Source organism: Halobacillus karajensis (assembly GCF_900108515.1).
In the GTDB taxonomy this organism is placed as follows: Bacteria; Bacillota; Bacilli; order Bacillales; family Halobacillaceae; genus Halobacillus; species Halobacillus karajensis.
Genome location: NZ_FNWW01000001.1, coordinates 332,323 through 349,718 on the forward strand (window position 1 = coordinate 332,323; position 17,396 = coordinate 349,718).

The window sequence follows — 17,396 nt, forward strand, 5'->3', positions numbered from 1 at the left end:
CCTGAGCGCTGTTTCTTTTCGAAGGTCTCATGTTAAACGAATTCCCTATCCTCGTTGCCCATGCCTTTGGTAACGAGAATTCACGGCTTGTATTTATAAACTTAAAAATAAAACAGGTCCCCCCTTGAAACACACGGGGGACCTGCCTTATTTATTATCTAACCTTTAGTTAAGATCATGATTAGAGATAAACGACATCACTCTATAAGTCTTTCTCTTTCCTATCTTACAAATTATTGACGGGCTTTCTCCCAAGCAGATGACGCTTGCTCTTCCACTTCTTCCCACGTAATATCACCGGCTATATATTCCTGCATAGCAGAAGCCATAACCTCTTCTGTCCAAGAAGTTGGTGCTCCAAGGAAAATCCAACCGATGGTATTTCCCTCGCTGGCATAATTGTAAATTTCTTGAGAAATAGGATCAGCAATTTCCATATCTTCATATCCTTCATACGCAGGAATAAACTTAAATTCATCTGTAACAAATTCTTTACCCGCCTCAGACGTATACATCCAATCTAAGAAATCCTTACTTGCTTGAACTACCTCATCTTCCGACTCTTTATTAACGACCCAGTAGTTCGGCACTCCAACAGGAACACTTCCCTCATACCCTTCTACAGGGATCGGTAATAGTCCTACGTTATTTTCGGCGAATTCAGGGTCCATTTGCTCTATTGTGTTATATACCCAGTTCCCTTGTTGAATCATCGCTACATTTCCCAGCGAAAAATGCTCTTCCACTTGCTGCGAATAGTCTAAGTTCAGAGTAGGTTGGATTGAATACTCATTTTGCAAATCTAAAAATCGTTTCATTTGCTCCCCCATGGTAAATTCCACAGAATCTGCTTCATAGGCTTCCATTACATCATGATTGAATTCATCCGCTAAAAAGGTGTTCGCCAAATGGCTTCCGATCACCCATTTTTCTTTAGCTGCGAGGGCAAATGGAGCTTCGATTCCTAACTCTTCCTTTTGACTTTCTAACGTTTCGACAGCTCCTTCCAAGTCTTCGAAGGTTTGAATATCATTAGGATTAATACCTGCCTCTTCAAACACTTGCTTATTATAAAGAAGGCCATATCCTTCTTGATTAAATGGCAATCCAAGAACTTTCTCATCTCTTTTGACAGCAGAAAGTGTACCTTCGAGTGCTGCGTCAACAGCCTTCGTATCTGAAACATCCGCTAAATACTCTTCATACTCCTCAATGGCTGTCGGCCCGTCAGCATTGAAAATATCTGGTTCTTCACCAGCAGAGAAGGTAGATTTCAATGCGGCTTCATAATCGTTTCCACCGCCTACAGTTTGAACATTTATATTGACATCCGGATTTTCTTCTTCATAGATACGAACCAACTCTTCAAATTGATCTTTAAACTCAACTTTTTGTTGAAACACATCAACCGTCACCTGATCCTCTGAAGAACTCTCTTCACTGGAACTGGATGAAAATGAACACCCCGTTAAAGCTATAACTGATGTTAACAAAACGGTACCCACACACGAACGAAACGTTATCGTCTTCATATAACTCTCTCCCTGATTATGTATTTGATAAAAAGAATGGCTTAGCTAAACACGTCTTTTTCACTCTTTTATATTTTCACTTGCGAATTTATGGAAACGATTACATTTTTTTATAAAAGAGCTTCCAAGCACAAAGAAAACGTTTGCATTAATATAAAATCTATTACATTTTCGGAAAATTGTCAATATTAATGTCGAACTTTTAGACTGAATCTATATATCTAGCATTAAATGAAATCACTAGAGAAGAGGAAGAAATCAGAATTATTTTGTTAAATGGAAGTAAAAAAACAGGTACCCCATTTGAAACTCGCTGAGGTACCTGCCTTGTATTATTATCTCCGTCCTTTAATTAAAGATCATGATTAAAATTCTTCATAAGTCGCTGGATCTTGATCGTTTATTCTACCATTTGGACGAGTTAACTCTGCTATCCTGCCCATTTCTGTATCACTTAGAGAAAAATCAAATATCGAGATATTTTCTAGCTGACGTTCAGGAGACGAAGATTTTGGAATGGAGATCGCCCCTAATTGGTAATGCCATCGTAAAATAACCTGGGAAATCGTCTTATTATGATCATCAGCAATGGATCGAATGGTTTCGTTTTGTAAAACTTCACTTGCTCTGGCTAAAGGACTCCACGATTCGGTTTGGATATTTTTTTCTTCGTGCCATATTCTTTGTTGTTCTTGATTGAAAAATGGGTGTAACTCTATTTGGTTGATGCTTGGCTTTATGCCGGTTTCCTTCTCTAAGTGTTCCATATGTTCAGGTAAGAAATTACAGACACCAATCGAACGTATAAGCCCCCATTTTTTCGCATCGATTAATGCTTGCCACGCTTCTACATAGATATCCTGTTTAGGGTTAGGCCAATGAATAAGATATAAGTCATAGTAATCGAGATTTCCCCGGTATAAGGATTCTTGGATTGTACGGATTGCTTGATCATACGAATGGTAACGACCTGGCAGCTTGGATGTGATTCTTAATTCTTCTCTTGGAACCGCCGTCCGTTGAATAGCTTTGCCAACCGTTCCTTCGTTTTCATAATTATAAGCTGTATCGATGAGGCGATAACCGGTATCAATAGCATTATTTATGGCATTGACCCCTTCATTCCCCTTTAGCTTATATGTACCCAAACCGATCACTGGCAATGTCAAACCATCATGAAGTTTGACTTCTGGGATTGCTAAACTCATAACTATCCACTCCTTCCTCTATTAGTTTAAGATTACCATTTCTATGATGGCCTTCCAAATCATTGAACTGCTGTTCTTCACCCTGGATTTTGAGAAGCACTTATGTACTAAAAAAGAGCAGACACTAATAAAAAGTGTCTGCCTCTATCTCCATATAATAACCGTTTCTCTCTCGTTTTAGTGGTGAAGTTCCACAGGATAAAGGTACGAAAATGCGCCTCGAAGTTCGACATGTTTTCGTTTCCGGCTTCTTTGCTAAGCTCGTACCAATTTCTGCATGGTGCCTTCTTTTTCATACCCAATATGCCAGGATAAGGCTTCTTCTAAGACGTGGGGTGTATGGCCACCACGTTCTAAAGCTGCTTGATAATAATCGTAAAGCTGTTCTCGATAACTCGGGTGTGCACAACGACTGATGATTAACTCCACCCGCTCACGAGGGGCCAATCCTCGCAAGTCCGCATACCCTTGTTCTGTGACGATGATATCCACATCGTGCTCTGTATGATCGACATGAGAAACGAATGGAACAATACTCGATACCTTTCCGTCCTTGGCTATTGATTTGGTAACGAAAATTCCTACTCTCGCATTTCTTGCAAAATCTCCTGATCCCCCAATGCCGTTCATCATTTTTGTCCCACGTACATGGGTAGAATTCACATTTCCGTAGATATCCATCTCGATCGCTGTATTGATAGAAATAAGACCGAGACGGCGAATGATTTCAGGATGATTGGATATTTCCTGTGGACGTAAAACAAGATGATCCCGGTAGTTTTCAAAGTTCGAAAAGACCTGTTTCATTTTCTCCTCCGATAGCGTGATCGAGCACCCGGATGCGAAGTTTACTTTTCCTGCATCAATTAAATCGAACACGGCATCCTGAAGAACTTCAGAATAGACGCTTAGATTTTCAAAATCTGACTCCAAGAGTCCGTGGAATACGGCATTGGCTACCGAACCGATTCCGGATTGCAAAGGGACCAGGTTTTGAGGAAGACGTCCGATCTCCACCTCCTCTTTCAGGAAATCAATCAAGTGTCCGGCGATCAGCCGGGTATCCTGATCGGGAGGGACGATCGTTGAAGGGGAATCCAATTGGCTGGTGAAGATAATGCCGATGATTTTATCTGGGTCTACCTGAATGCCAGAAGTTCCGATTTTGTCTTCTGGACTTACGAGCGGGATTGGATCACGGCTCCCTTGTTGATCTAAAGTATAAAGGTCATGGACCCCCTCAAGAGATCTTGGTTGGGATTCATTGATTTCGACAATGATTCCATCTGCATGTTGCGCAAACGCTAGCGAATTTCCTACAGAGGTTGTCGGAATAATCGTTCCGTCCTCTTTAATAGAAACCGCTTCCAAAATCGCATAATCAACTTTAGGTAAGACTTTTTGCCGCAGCATTTCTGCTGTATGGGAAAGATGCTGATCGACAAAGTGAAAGGCACCGTCATTGATCTCCCGTCGCATCGTTGCATCCGCCTGAAAGGGTAAGCGCTTACTTATGATACCGGCTTCGGCAAACATTTTATCAACATCTGAACCTAACGATGCTCCTGTAAACACATTCACCTTAAAGGATTCAGTCTCCGCTCTTTTCACCAGTGCATCGGGGAACGCCTTCACATCCCCTGCCCGAGTAAATCCACTCAACCCTAATGTCATCCCATTTTCAATCCATGAGGCTGCTACATCCGCCGGAACTACACGTTCTCTCAAACCTTCATTCAAAATACGGCTATAATCGTTGACCATAGAACTCCACCTCTTTTTTCTGACTTTTATAAATAGTCTATCTTATCGGATGGTTTTAATTGGAGATTTCCGACGAAATGGTCATTATTCGTTATAGACGAGCAGAATGAACGATAGAAAAGAAGAATCAGAACCCTAGTAATTTTCTAAAATAACTCGAGTGCGATTGACTGACTGGAATCATCGAATCGTCATTCATTTTTAATAGAAAAGTAGAGTGTGTATCTGGATAGATGGCTTGGATATGATTGATATTCACGATAAACGATCGATGGCAGCGGATGAAAGAGCTCGCAGGAAGCAGGAAATCAAATTCATTCAACGAATACTTATGCGTTCCCGTATGGCTCTCTCCTACGACAAACGTCTTTCTTGCTTTCGCTTCTATGTATAAGACATGTTCGTATTTAATCGGGATCCACTCATCATTTCCTTTAACCGTAATCACTGACAGAGCATTCGTTAACGTTGGAAATATAGCAGTCACACATCCCGCTATCTCTCCTCCTGCCTGATAAGGAACGGCCATCCCGTAGTAAGGAACACCAAAGATGTCCCGATCCATGTACTCCGAAACTTTCTGCTTTGATTTCAATGCTTTATGGGTAATCGTCCCTTCCACTACAGGATCGCCTGGTTGGATCTTCAAATCGATACGTTTGCTGGGCCGGTAATAGACATAGTTGTTCGCATCCGATAATGCAAGAGAAGTTTCATCAGAAAACAGCTCTCCGATGACATCAATCAACACATGTGCATTTAAACTGATTTTGATCATCCTTTCTCTATGGATTCCTTCCCATTATAGCACCCATTAGGATATACATTGAGCCGACGCACGAGAGGATGATCAGGATGGTCTCCAAAATACTTTAGCCGGCGGTACTAGAATCACCACTTCCTTCATGCCCTCCATGGAACACTTCACTTTCAAAATTTTGATAAATCTATTAAGAGCTCATTCATCCTCCTTCAACATTCAAGATATGTCCATTCACATAATCAGCTGCATCAGAAGCTAAGAAAATGGCTGCTCCTTGCAAATCATCCGGCGTCCCCCAGCGTTCCAAACACCTTTTCATGTGCTTGATAAAAAAAGAAAGCCCCAATTTTCCAGAGGGGGCTCAGGATGATACCCACCTGAATCAAAAAAGGGCGAGGCAAATAGCCAGGATAGTCGCCGAATCGATTAGGCGGCAGCATGGAACGCTATCTAGATATGTCCAACTTTCAAATTAGAACAAAATTTGAGCTAAATAGATCGTCAACGTAACCGTTCCCATACTAAAAACTGTCGAAGCTAACACAATTTGAGCGGCAAGCTCCGGTTCGCTGCGATATTCTTGAGCGATGATTGCACTATTCACAGAACTTGGCATCCCTGAGGAAATCAACAGCGCCTGAGCTAGCACCCCCTCAAATCCTAGGGCCCAAATAAGCAATAACGCCAACATCGGTCCAAGCAACAATCGGATAAATAGACTAATATAAACAACGATCAGTTTGAATTGAATGGTAAGCTGGGCCACTTGGGCCCCTAGAGTAATCAGAGCAATGCCGACCATGGCGTTTGCTACATACTCCCCAGGTTTCAAGATGAACTCAGGGACATCGACATTTCCTACGTTCAAAAGCACCCCGATCGTCATCGCATAGATAGCCGGCATCTTCAATAAGCCAATCAGGGCCCTCCCTTTCCCTTCATCCACCGCTCGTAAGGAAAACACACCATATGTATAAGAAAATACATTCTGCAAGGTCATCACGATGACTTGGATAGTGGCCGCGAAGGGATCCTGTTTAAATGCCAAGTCGTTGACTGGAATTCCATAGTTTCCGGAGTTATAAAGCAGTACACTATTTGTAAATACTCCCCGGATGGCTTTGTTATACTTTCCAATCCATGCAACCATCTGTACGACAATATAGAGCACGAATATAAATAACGAGAAGAAAAGAAGAACCTTCCCCAGTAAGTCGAGAGAAAAAGAAGATTTATAGAGATTCACCAGCACAAACCCCGGGCTCAAAAAATAAATGTTGAGCTTGGCTAAAGTAAAGAGGTCCAGTTTGAACGCTTTGTGCATGGCTGCTCCAATCCCTATTAAAATGAACACTGGAACGATAATATTGAGAAAAATAAATAGAATTTCCATAGGATGCCTCCTCCCCTCTGTAACCATGTACTTCCTCACCCCGGGTCGATTCAATGTAAACAAACATGGCCCTCATGAGGAGGACCATGTTTTACTCATTTCACGCCGCTTCACTTGCTACTTTAATTTCTTCGATGTTTTCAAAGCATTTCAATCCCAGCCACATATTCAAGTGAGCAAAAATTTTAAACCCTGGAAAGGAAATGAAGAAATGATAGGTAGACAAACCTGTGATCATCATAAGCACCAGATGACTAGTTTCAAGAAACCAATCACTAAGGCTTGCTTGATCGTTTTCAGGACTGTCAAATCATAGTGGACATACACCAGCAAAATGTACAGAAGAACAATGATGAACGTTAACAGCAAATGGGCGCAACCGTGGAGAGTATATCAAATAGTATACCATCGAACGGACGAAAAAAGTGTAGGTCATAAAAACATACAACACCTAAGAAGGTCAGGGCAAGAGCAAGACCGTTCGCTCTGAAAAATTCTTTCCGGAAATTCCTAAAGAAGTTTTTTACCAGCCGGGGTTCTGTTTCACCTATGGCCGCTTTTCTGTGACTGTATATAAGGACACAGTGATCGGACCCACTCCGAAAAGGATCCCCCCTATTAACGTGCCCCCATCCACATTAAATTCAATAGGGCGAAATGGGTCCCCCAATTGCATAAAGCCAGGACACCAGCTAACAAACGTCCTTCCTGCACCATCCTTTTTAATGGTGATTTTACGAGCCGTTGTATCTTTCAAACAAAAAACAAACAACGGAAGCAATAAACTCCCGTTGTTTGTTAGAACTCTACATGGATTCTCCTATAGTGGAGAGGTGGAGAACTCCTAAGATTTCTCCACTTCTTGTTTCAATTCAAAAACCTTCCGGCGTTCGTCCTCCAACTGTTCTTGCAGTCTCTTATTTTCCTTTACGAGATAATCCCTCTGATCCAGCACTCTTAACATATCTTCTCTCATTACGTCCCTACTTTCTGTTTATAGATCCATGACTTTCATACATTTTATGGAATATGGTCTTCTTTTGATCATCCATGCGATTGACCCAACCCTTCCATTTTGCGTGTAGAAAAATGGCGTTTTTTATATTTTTTCGCAGTCAAAGTCTTTATACCCCACCTATGCCTTAGTTTAAACAAAATTTTAAAATTGTGTTCCTTATTACAGAAATAAGCGTCAACAAGGACTAACTATAGCAATGGCCTACACAAAAAGGAAGAGAAATCGTCTAAATCCCTCATACAAAGAGGCCAAGGATGCGAATACAGCTGCTCCGCTCCTTGACCTCTTTATTTTGTTTCCCTATAGTCCCCCTAACCATCCCCAGGGACAGCTTTTCCTGGCTAAAGCAGGTTCCTTCATCATCCGTTTATTTGATGATGTCATAGAATCGGAGCAATTTTAACCCATACTCCAGCAAACATCATCCCCGCTCTTTCAAATAGGATGAAAGTTGCCAGTAATAGAGTCGATCGTTAAAAGGTGATTCGAACGTTTGTCCCCATCATCAACTACATAAAAGGGACGATAAAAAAAGGTCTTTTTCTTTAATGCCAGGACAGGGACAGACATAGATTTCAGTTTTATAGAGGCGGAACGATACATAAACTGTTTTGCTTCCTCTCCTGCATTTCCATAGGTCAACTCTTCCATAATTGTTTGGTCTGCTTCAATAGGGGTCTGATTAAATCCAGGTTCACAGTCAATAAGAGCGCCTCGTCCATTTACCCCATCAATCACACAACCAGAGGTTATCTTCTTTTTCATAAGCCCTTTGGTAAGAACGTTAAATTCAAAGTGGAAGTAAGGATAATAGATTTTATGGATGACTTTAAAGTCTATATTTTCTTCTATTTCCTTCAGGTGTAGTAAGACTTCCTTTTCATCATAGCTCTCCTTTTGCACTTTGGCCAGACGCATATCCCTAAACATCCCCTTCATTTATATACATTTTCTTTCTGACGAAGTCAGAAATAACTTTAGATTCAGACGCCATATCCTGGGATATTTTCTTTTCCAAGGGATTGGAGAGTTTCTTTCTCGTTTTAGCATTCTGTACAGCTTCTTGTATTTGTGGAGAAGGAGTTCTTCCAAAGTAATTTCCGATCCACATTCCGATGAACGAGATGATTAGACCTGCAAGAAACGGGTGTAAACCAGTAGGATTTTCCAACTCCAATGTGGTCCACAAAATATTGGTTGTCGCACCGCCGATCATGGCAAAAATCGCTCCCATGTTATTGGCTTTTGTTGAATAAACAGAGGCCACATACGGAACAAGGAAGCTATTCCCTAATACACCGAACGAAAAAATGACCAGTGTAAAAACAGAAGGAGGTTGATAGATGGCGACGATACATCCAATGACTCCGCCAGCAAAGACACAAATACGGGAAATCCATACCATCCGCCTTTCAGTAGCTCTTTTATCAATAAAACGCTGATAAATATCCCTCGATAAGATGGTCCCCGCTTGCATTAATAAAGAATCCGAGGTGGACATAATAGCAGCCATAATGGCAGATAAAAGAATCGCTGCGAATATTCCCGGGAAAAATTGATAGGCGAGCTCTGGAATAATCATTTCCGGATCTGCAAGGTTTGGTAACAATACAATGCCTGCGAGACCAAGGAGGTAGGGAATAAAAATAAATAACTGATTCCATGTAGCGGCCCACATAATGGCACCTTTGACTGTTTTTGTACTTTTCATAGACATGTGTCTTACCACAATATGCGGAAGCCCCATATAACCAACGGAATAGATCAAGATCGCACCAATCACCACTCCCCATTGACCATAATAAGCAAGGTCTTTGCCCCAAATGCTTAAGTAAGTCGGGTCAATCGAAGCTAATTGGGCGTTCACTTCACCTAGACTAATATGTGAAAAAGCCATAATGGCAATCCCTGTAACTCCCAACACCATAATAATCCCTTGAATAAAATCCGTGTAAACGACCGCTAAATAGCCTCCTGCAACCGTGTATGTAATAATCACTCCTACTCCGACCAAGAGAGCTGCTTCATAGGGCCACCCTGTTAATGCTGTCAAAGCTTTTCCCGAAGCTATAAATTGAGCAAAGACATAAGCAAGGATAAAAATGATAGAAATCACAGATCCAATCACTCTTACCGCTGGACTTTCATATCGCTTCTCTAAATATTCTATGGGCGAGAGCGCACTTAAAGCTTCGGACATACGCCTCATCCTCTTTCCTAATACAGATAGATTGATAATCGCTCCACCTGCATCCCCAAGCGCATACCAAAGAGCATACCACCCTTGTTGGAAGGCAAGGGCGGGGCCTCCCATAAACATATATCCGCTCATCGAGCTGCTTTGCATCGTCATGGCTGTAACTGCCGGGCCGATACTTCTGTTGCCAAGTAAATAGTGTTCGGAGGACTTTGAAGCATTACGTGAAAACCATAGTCCGATTCCTAATAAAACCAGCAAATATACAAGGAAGATAACGCCATCTAATTTCATCCTTTTCCTCCTTACCTCCGTTTTTATTAAATTTCATCCATATCCTCTTCATTTTCGTCTTCTCTTTTGAACTTCAGATACATGACCGTTGCCAGACCCAGCCACAAGAATGGCCAAGGTATAAATGTCCAAAAAGTGACTGAAGGAAGCTCAAACATGGGATCACCTCCGATATTCCAACGTTTAGTTGATCTATTAACCTATCATTAAGTTTATATACAGAATTTTCAAACATCAATAGACTGAATGTAAACCTATTTCTTTTACATTTTGACATAATGACAACTAAGTATTATAGATGTTTGAAGATGTCTATGAAAACTACACCTAAACTCTTCACCGGACATATAGCCTGAATAAATCAGGAACAGACTGGCAGTAACGAGTGAATTTTTGACCTAAATCTATTAGGAGGAGTGAACAGGTCGAGAAAACACAGCATGCGGAAACAGTTATGGTCATGACATAAAATCGTCATGACCATAAAGGTAACTGAGAAGTGGACATCAGCTTGATACCAACGGTTATTTTAAATCCAGTTTTATTTTTTCTATATGATTCCATGCGGATTTCACATTTTTCTCCATAGTTCTCCACACTTCTGTTCGCTCTTCAATCATATCTTTCACCACTTTAGAATTAGGCCCCCCCTGAATACTTCTTCTTTCAACAAACTGTTGAGGATCAACAATAGCTTTCCAATCCTCTTCCGAAATTTTAACGACCTCAAGCCACTCATTCACCTCATAAGGGGTTAACTCGTAAAGTTCTTTATTTAAACTTAAGCTTTTTTTGGCCACTAAGCTTGACAAACGATGGGCTTCTCTAAAGGGGACCCCATAATCACGAGCAAGAACATCAGCTAATTCGGTAATAGTAATCATATTCATGGCGGCCTGGCTTCTGGCTTTGTCTTTATTGAAGGACATCGTGATAATGACCGCTCTCATCAGCTTTACAACTCGTAAAGATTTTCCAACCCCTTCATAAAGATGTGGTTGAAGATCATCTTCTGTATCCACAATATCCCCATATGGGGTGTTATGAATCATCTGGACAATGGTTAACCCCTCCCCAACAGCACTACTGGCCAGGGCCCTTGAATGCTCTAAAGAAACCGGATTTCTTTTTTGAGGCATGATGCTGCTCGCTTGTACATAGGCATCTGAGACTTTTAATAATCCTACCTCTCGTGAAGCCATTCTAAGGAATTCCTGGATCCATCGACCCATATTTGTCATCAGGCTAACAATAGAAAGACCTGATTCTAACAAGTAATCCCCGGTAGCTATAGCATCATAGGAATTCTCCATTACTCCTTTAAACCCTAATAGTTCTGCTACACGATGACGATTAATGGGGAAAGCCGTCGTCGTAATGGCCGCAGCTCCCATAGGCGATCGGTTGACCACATCATAGGCATTCCACAACCTTTGAACATCACGGTAGAGATTATCTGCTATAGCTAAGATATAGTGAGCAAATGTAGTTGGTTGGGCGGGTTGTGTATGAGTGTGAGCAGGCATAACGTTGTTCACATGATCTTTCGCTTGCTCTATTAATGTTTGACCAAGCGCTCCTGTTTGGTCAATTAGTTCCAGCAAATGTTCCCGTAGAACCAGCCTGTACATCGCCTCTCCCATATCATTTCTACTTTTAGCCATGTGCATCTTCCCTGCCAAATCAGGTCCTATCAGCTCAGCAATTTTAGATTCAACTAAGAAAAATAAATCTTCGTAAACAGGATCATATTGTAGTTCCTCTTTCTTCATTTGGGATACTTTATTCACACCATTAAGGATTTTCTTTGCTTCGTCATCTTTAATCATTTTTTGTTCTTTAAGCATTGTTGTATGAGCACGGTGAATCATAATCATCGCATCGAAAAGGTATTCGCTTTGATCTTTGAAAACTGGTTTTAACAACTCATTGACATACGTTTTACCTGGAAATCCTGTTCCATCTTCCGCTTCAAAGTTCTCCTTAAATTCACTCATAGTTTCACCTCATTGTTATAGAGTGTTTTCCGATTTCACTCCAAAAAACTTGTAGGAAATAATCATCACAATGGCAATTAACCCAACTTGGATCATTCCAAATGCTGCAGCTTGACCTAAATTGAATAGGCGCAGCTGGTTCATAATCTCTATAGAGATAGGGCGATTATCCAATGTATACAACAAAACGGATGTTGGAAATTCACCAACAGCCTGAACAAATGCAAGCAAGGTACCGCTTAATACCCCCGGCATAATCATAGGTAAGACTACCCTTCTAAATGTATAGAGCCATTTTGCACCAAGGCTTTGTGCTGCTTCCTCTATGGAATCATCCAACTGCTCTAAAACAGCAGAAGTGGAACGTACAACTAATGGAATAAAACGAACAAAATAGGCAAGAGGCAAAATCCAATAAGTACCTACTAAGACTTGGCCGAATGAAAATGGCGTTCCCTTATTAAAAGCTAGAATAAGATTCATCCCTACGACCGTCGCAGGCAATGCCCATGGAATCATGACAAGAATATCTAGTAAGTTTTTTCCTATAAACTTTCTCTTCACTAGTGCATAGGAGGTTATCATTCCAAATAGGAAACACCCTAAACAGGCGACAAAAGCCATAAATAAACTGTTCCTTACAGGATCCCATATAGTTGGATCCTCAAATAGAAGGCGATAATTCTCAAAGTTAAAAGCAGTCGGGTAGGTTTCCCATGTCCATGACCCTTCAGGTACAAAAGATAGAATAGCTAGAACAGCGTGAGGCAAAAGAAGAATGATCATAGCCATGACTCCCAAAGTCACCATCAACCATTTGAGGAATGGGTTGCTTACTTCACTCCGATGGGCTCCAATCCCTTTGGTCCCCATCCTGTAATCCTTCCGATTCTGGAACCATCGCATAAATAAGAGAAAAGAGATAGAAATAATAGATAGAATCACAGATTGAGTGGCCGCCATTTCCAAGTTTCCATTTATTTTAGAAAAATAGATTTGCAAACTTAATACGCGGAATCCCCCAGCAAGCAAAAAAGGAGCACTAAAAGATGCCATTGATACCATGAATACAAGAAGAGAAGCCGCTACTAATGCAGGAGTCAGCAATGGAAACGTCACCTTCCAGAAAACGCCAAACCGTCCAGAGCCTAAACTGGCCGCTGACTCTTCTAAGGACGGATCCACATTATTCAATGCTGATGAAACGGTCATATAAAAGTAGGGATACATCGTATAGGCATGCACAATCAATATTCCTGTTATCCCGCCGATGCTAAAAGGGACCTCTTCAAGGTTAAAAATATCCTTGATCATATTTGGTATGAGTCCCACTTCACCGTAGAGCCACATGAAAGCCATGACCCCTACAAGGGATGGAAGAACGATTGGCATGATAGCAATCCCGGAAAAAAAGGAGCGTCCTGGAAAGTGGTATCTTGTAAAAATATAAGCTAATGGAACACCAATTAACGCGCTAAATAATACGGATAGTAAAGATATATACACAGAATTCCATAAAGCTTCCAAATTAGATTGTGCCTTAGGACCGAAAAAATCAATATAATTCTGGAGTGTAAGAGATCCACTTTTTTTAAAGCTTTCCAGTAGCGTTTCTAAGGAAGGATAAAGGACATAACCCACTAATATAAGTACGATAGGTATTAGTAATAACAGGGTTTTTCTTTTTTCAGCCTTAAGCATATAGGGTTACTCACTCCTTCGCTGCCTTCGGTACTATACGTATCTGAGACGGTGGAAATTGAACATATACTTCATCATTTTCCTTTAAATAAGTACTCGGCCCCTTATTAAGGTCTGTGACTTTTATAAACATGTTCCGATCATGGAGAGCAATGAAACTATGCACCGCTTCCCCTGTAAATTGAACCAAATGGACCTTTCCTACATAAACGTTTGGTCCAGACAATTCTGACCCTGAAACTTCGATCGCTTCTGGCCGTATAGACATTTTCAACGGAGCATCCTCTACTTCTGACCCTGAAGGGGTAACGACTATGCTGCTATTTAAATCCTCACTATAAAATGCTTCTTTTTCTTTCCTCCATCTCACGTCTAATAGATTGGTTTCACCTATAAATTCTGCTACAAAATCATTGACAGGATGATTGTATATCTCAGTCGGCGTACCTATTTGCTGGCAGTTACCAACATTAAATACAGCTATCCGATCACTCATTGTAAGCGCTTCTACTTGGTCGTGGGTCACATAGATTGTAGTGATTCCATATTCACGCTGCAATCGTAATATTTCATTTCTCATCTCATCCCTTAAACGTGCATCCAAATTACTTAACGGCTCATCTAAAAGCAAAATGTCAGGTTCAATCACTAATGCTCTCGCCAGAGCGACACGTTGTTGCTGTCCACCGCTCAACTGACTGACTTGACGATCTATGAATGGCTTCAATCTCACTTTTTCTAAAACATCTTCGACTCGCTTTTTAATTTCAACTTTTTTCTTTTTCCTTACTTTTAAACCGAAGGCTACATTTTCGAAAACAGTCATATGAGGAAAGAGGGCATAGTTTTGAAAAACCATGCCCGTATTTCTATTCTCTGGTGATACTGTTGTCATATCCTTCTCGTTAAATTTAACTTTACCTTCTGTAGGATAATAGAATCCGGCTATCATTCTAAGGGTGGTAGTTTTCCCACACCCGCTGGGTCCCAAAAAGGTAAAGAATTCGCCTTCTTTTATGACTAAATCTAAATTTTCCACAGCTGTGAAGTCTCCAAATCGCTTTGTTATATTTGAAAGAGTAACAGACGACATGCTCACAACCCCTCTACCGATGTTTTAGTTCCCCGTTTCTTTGGCACTGTTTTTTATGTTATTGTCCCAATACTCCATCCACTCATCTGATTTTTCCTGAAATACATCCCAATCAATATCCATCGCATTAATCTCCGTTTCTTGAATCCACTCTGGAAGGTCTTCAACATCATCTCTTGTCGGGATGCGGTAATATTTATCGGCTAATAACTTTGCGGCTTCTTGTGTATTTACAAATTCATAGAATGCTTTAGCAGCTTCAGGGTGAGGAGCCCCTTCAATCATAGCGATCCCTTCCGTAAGTACAGGGGTCCCACTTTCAGGAATAACGTAACTGAAAGGGTAATCCTTTTCTTCAGCAAGCATCACTGTATCCGGCATATTCCAAACAGAGATATTCCCTACACCTTTAGCTACTTGGTTATACATGATCTCCGGGTTTGCCGAGTATTCTTTTGTATTTTCGTCTAGTTTTTGCAGCCATTCGTAACCCGCTTCCGTGCTTTCCGTTTCTTTATAATCGCGATAAATCATAGCTGAGTAAATAGTACGCATCGTACCAGAAGCCAGAGGATAACGAATGATCAACTCATCTTCCCATTTTGGATCAATTAACTCATCCCAGTCTTTAGGTGCTTCTTCTTCAGATATTTCTTTGTTATTGTATAGGATGACCTCAGGCGTTTGTGAGGTTCCCGTCCAATACCACTCCTCATCGTGGTACATGTCATCCAACGCGTCAGCATAACTTGGTTCATAGGGTTGTAAGAGTCCTTCATTTTTCGCTTCATCGAACATCACTTGTGGAGCTCCCCACCAAATATCGGCTTGAGTATTATTTTCTTCCGAACGTACCCGATCCAATATCTCTTGGGAACCCATATCAAGAAACTCCATATCTACGTCATACTCTGATTCAAATTGCTGTTCAAATTCACTCAATATGTCCTTACCATGAGGAGAGTAAACAACTACTTTATCTTCTAAATCTCCATTTTCACTATTAGATCCAGAGTTTGACTCCTCATTCGTACTGGTAGATTCTTCGTTTCCAGCCATACAACCAGTAAGGATAAAACCGAAGACAATTGCCCAAACCATCACCCAACGAGTTTTCTTTTTCATTAGATAGGCCCCCTTCATATTTGAATCACAGACTCATTCTCTTTCAAAAATAAAGCGACTGCACCGACAACACCAGCTTCTCTTCCAAATGTGGATGGGACTACTTGACAACTCTTTGGTGTAAATTCATCAATAATCTTAGATATCGTTTGTTCATATTCTTCAAATGATCCGCTCACACCACCTCCTATAATGACTAATTCTGGATCGAACAGTGATATATAATTGGCAATACCAAACCCTAAATGTTCTATGGCTGAATCTACGATTTCGATCGCATCTTTATCGCCTTGTCTCCTTAGTTCGAACGCCTCTTTTGCGGTCACATGTTCACTCTTCAGACTAGAGAGTCGCTTCCCTATAGAAGTACCGCTTGCTATACTTTCCAGGAAGCCATAACCTTCAATGGTCGGCTGGTAATCTTTCGCCTTTCGGGCATCTGTCACAAGATATCCCATTTCCCCTGCGCTGTAACTACTCCCCCTGAAGAGTTTTCCATTTAGAATCATTCCACTGCCAATTCCTGTTCCAACAGCTATATAAATGATATTTTCCAATGATTTTCCTGCTCCTAACCATTGCTCGCCTAATACACTTGTGTTTACATCGTTCTCGACAAATACAGGAAAGGAGAAGTTTTGACTTACCCGCTCTCTTATAGGGAAATTTCTCCATTTCATACTAGGAGCATCAACCACTATTCCTTCCTTTACATTTGTCACTCCGGGTACCCCTATCCCCATTCCCATAATGTCATGGTCAGTTAAATGGAGTTCTTCAACCATTCTATTAACATCCTCATATAAACGCTCTAGTATATCCTTTTCTAAATAATCCTTTGTAGCAAACTCTCGGTATGCATAAATGTGACCATTTAAACAGGTGATTCCCGAAGATACTTTTGTTCCTCCTATATCCACACCAATGACGTAGAAAGATTTAGGGTTGAATACCAGTTGGACAGGTTTTCTTCCTCCCGAAATAGTAGATTCACCTGTTCCTGTTTCAAGAACCCACCCTTCCTGTATCAAATTTTCTACCAACAAGGATACTGAGGGTTTACTCATATGTATTCTTTTTGATATTTCAGAACGCGATATTGGTTCATGATCACGAATACATTTCAACACTAATTTCTTGTTCATGTTTTTGATATATGCTGAATTCCCCTTCTGCATAGCCCGTTCCCCTTTTTCACGGTGGTGTTAGTTAGTTAGAACAACTTACTAACTATTTAACCTTATTTATAAGGGCACCTTTCCTAATTGTAAAATTCTGTACATGGGTGTATTCCATGTATATGGCGATTAT

The 17,396-nt window shown here is 40.8% G+C and carries 16 protein-coding genes; all 16 read right to left on the reverse strand.

The annotated features are described in order from the left end of the window. Positions 1-233 precede the first annotated feature (233 nt). A complete protein-coding gene (locus BLW54_RS01595; protein ID WP_074733067.1) occupies positions 234-1,532 on the reverse strand; it encodes an ABC transporter substrate-binding protein in 1,299 nt (432 codons plus the stop codon). A 365-nt stretch (positions 1,533-1,897) separates the two neighbouring features. After that, complete coding sequence (locus BLW54_RS01600) at positions 1,898-2,740, reverse strand: aldo/keto reductase (RefSeq protein WP_074733068.1); 843 nt, start codon at positions 2,738-2,740, stop codon at positions 1,898-1,900. 255 nt (positions 2,741-2,995) lie between these two features. After that, positions 2,996-4,504: a succinyl-CoA:acetate CoA-transferase ScpC gene (gene scpC / locus BLW54_RS01605; protein ID WP_074733069.1), complete on the reverse strand. Its 1,509-nt coding sequence runs from the start codon at positions 4,502-4,504 to the stop codon at positions 2,996-2,998. Between the two features lie 127 nt (positions 4,505-4,631). Further along, complete coding sequence (locus BLW54_RS01610; protein WP_074733070.1) at positions 4,632-5,282, reverse strand: LytTR family DNA-binding domain-containing protein; 651 nt, start codon at positions 5,280-5,282, stop codon at positions 4,632-4,634. A 184-nt stretch (positions 5,283-5,466) separates the two neighbouring features. Next, the gene (locus BLW54_RS01615; RefSeq protein ID WP_439330192.1) at positions 5,467-5,613 is read right to left on the reverse strand and encodes an SDR family oxidoreductase; all 147 of its coding nucleotides are present in this window, start codon (positions 5,611-5,613) and stop codon (positions 5,467-5,469) included. Positions 5,614-5,739: 126 nt separating this feature from the next. Further along, a complete protein-coding gene (locus BLW54_RS01620) occupies positions 5,740-6,660 on the reverse strand; it encodes an AEC family transporter (RefSeq protein WP_074733071.1) in 921 nt (306 codons plus the stop codon). Between the two features lie 359 nt (positions 6,661-7,019). Beyond that, positions 7,020-7,235 carry a DUF624 domain-containing protein gene (locus BLW54_RS21265; protein ID WP_083391476.1) on the reverse strand — a complete coding sequence of 72 codons (216 nt, stop codon included), beginning with the start codon at positions 7,233-7,235 and terminating at the stop codon, positions 7,020-7,022. Positions 7,236-7,504: 269 nt separating this feature from the next. After that, positions 7,505-7,636, reverse strand: coding sequence for a hypothetical protein (locus tag BLW54_RS21100; RefSeq protein ID WP_262365307.1), 132 nt, complete (start codon positions 7,634-7,636; stop codon positions 7,505-7,507). 477 nt (positions 7,637-8,113) lie between these two features. Beyond that, positions 8,114-8,596 carry a hypothetical protein gene (locus BLW54_RS01640; protein ID WP_074733074.1) on the reverse strand — a complete coding sequence of 161 codons (483 nt, stop codon included), beginning with the start codon at positions 8,594-8,596 and terminating at the stop codon, positions 8,114-8,116. 4 nt (positions 8,597-8,600) lie between these two features. Continuing rightward, positions 8,601-10,169, reverse strand: a complete 1,569-nt coding sequence (locus BLW54_RS01645; protein WP_035506406.1) for a sodium/proline symporter — start codon at positions 10,167-10,169, stop codon at positions 8,601-8,603. 26 nt (positions 10,170-10,195) lie between these two features. Beyond that, a complete protein-coding gene (locus tag BLW54_RS21105; protein ID WP_262365306.1) occupies positions 10,196-10,327 on the reverse strand; it encodes a hypothetical protein in 132 nt (43 codons plus the stop codon). A gap of 366 nt (positions 10,328-10,693) precedes the next feature. Beyond that, positions 10,694-12,166: an argininosuccinate lyase gene (gene argH, locus BLW54_RS01650; protein WP_074733075.1), complete on the reverse strand. Its 1,473-nt coding sequence runs from the start codon at positions 12,164-12,166 to the stop codon at positions 10,694-10,696. Between the two features lie 15 nt (positions 12,167-12,181). Further along, positions 12,182-13,867 (reverse strand): ABC transporter permease, encoded by a 1,686-nt coding sequence (locus BLW54_RS01655; RefSeq protein WP_074733076.1) that lies wholly within the window; start codon positions 13,865-13,867, stop codon positions 12,182-12,184. A gap of 10 nt (positions 13,868-13,877) precedes the next feature. Continuing rightward, complete coding sequence (locus BLW54_RS01660; protein WP_074733077.1) at positions 13,878-14,960, reverse strand: ABC transporter ATP-binding protein; 1,083 nt, start codon at positions 14,958-14,960, stop codon at positions 13,878-13,880. Between the two features lie 24 nt (positions 14,961-14,984). After that, positions 14,985-16,085: an extracellular solute-binding protein gene (locus tag BLW54_RS01665; RefSeq protein ID WP_035506410.1), complete on the reverse strand. Its 1,101-nt coding sequence runs from the start codon at positions 16,083-16,085 to the stop codon at positions 14,985-14,987. A 14-nt stretch (positions 16,086-16,099) separates the two neighbouring features. Then, a complete protein-coding gene (locus BLW54_RS01670; RefSeq protein ID WP_074733078.1) occupies positions 16,100-17,263 on the reverse strand; it encodes an ROK family transcriptional regulator in 1,164 nt (387 codons plus the stop codon). Positions 17,264-17,396: the final 133 nt, after the last annotated feature.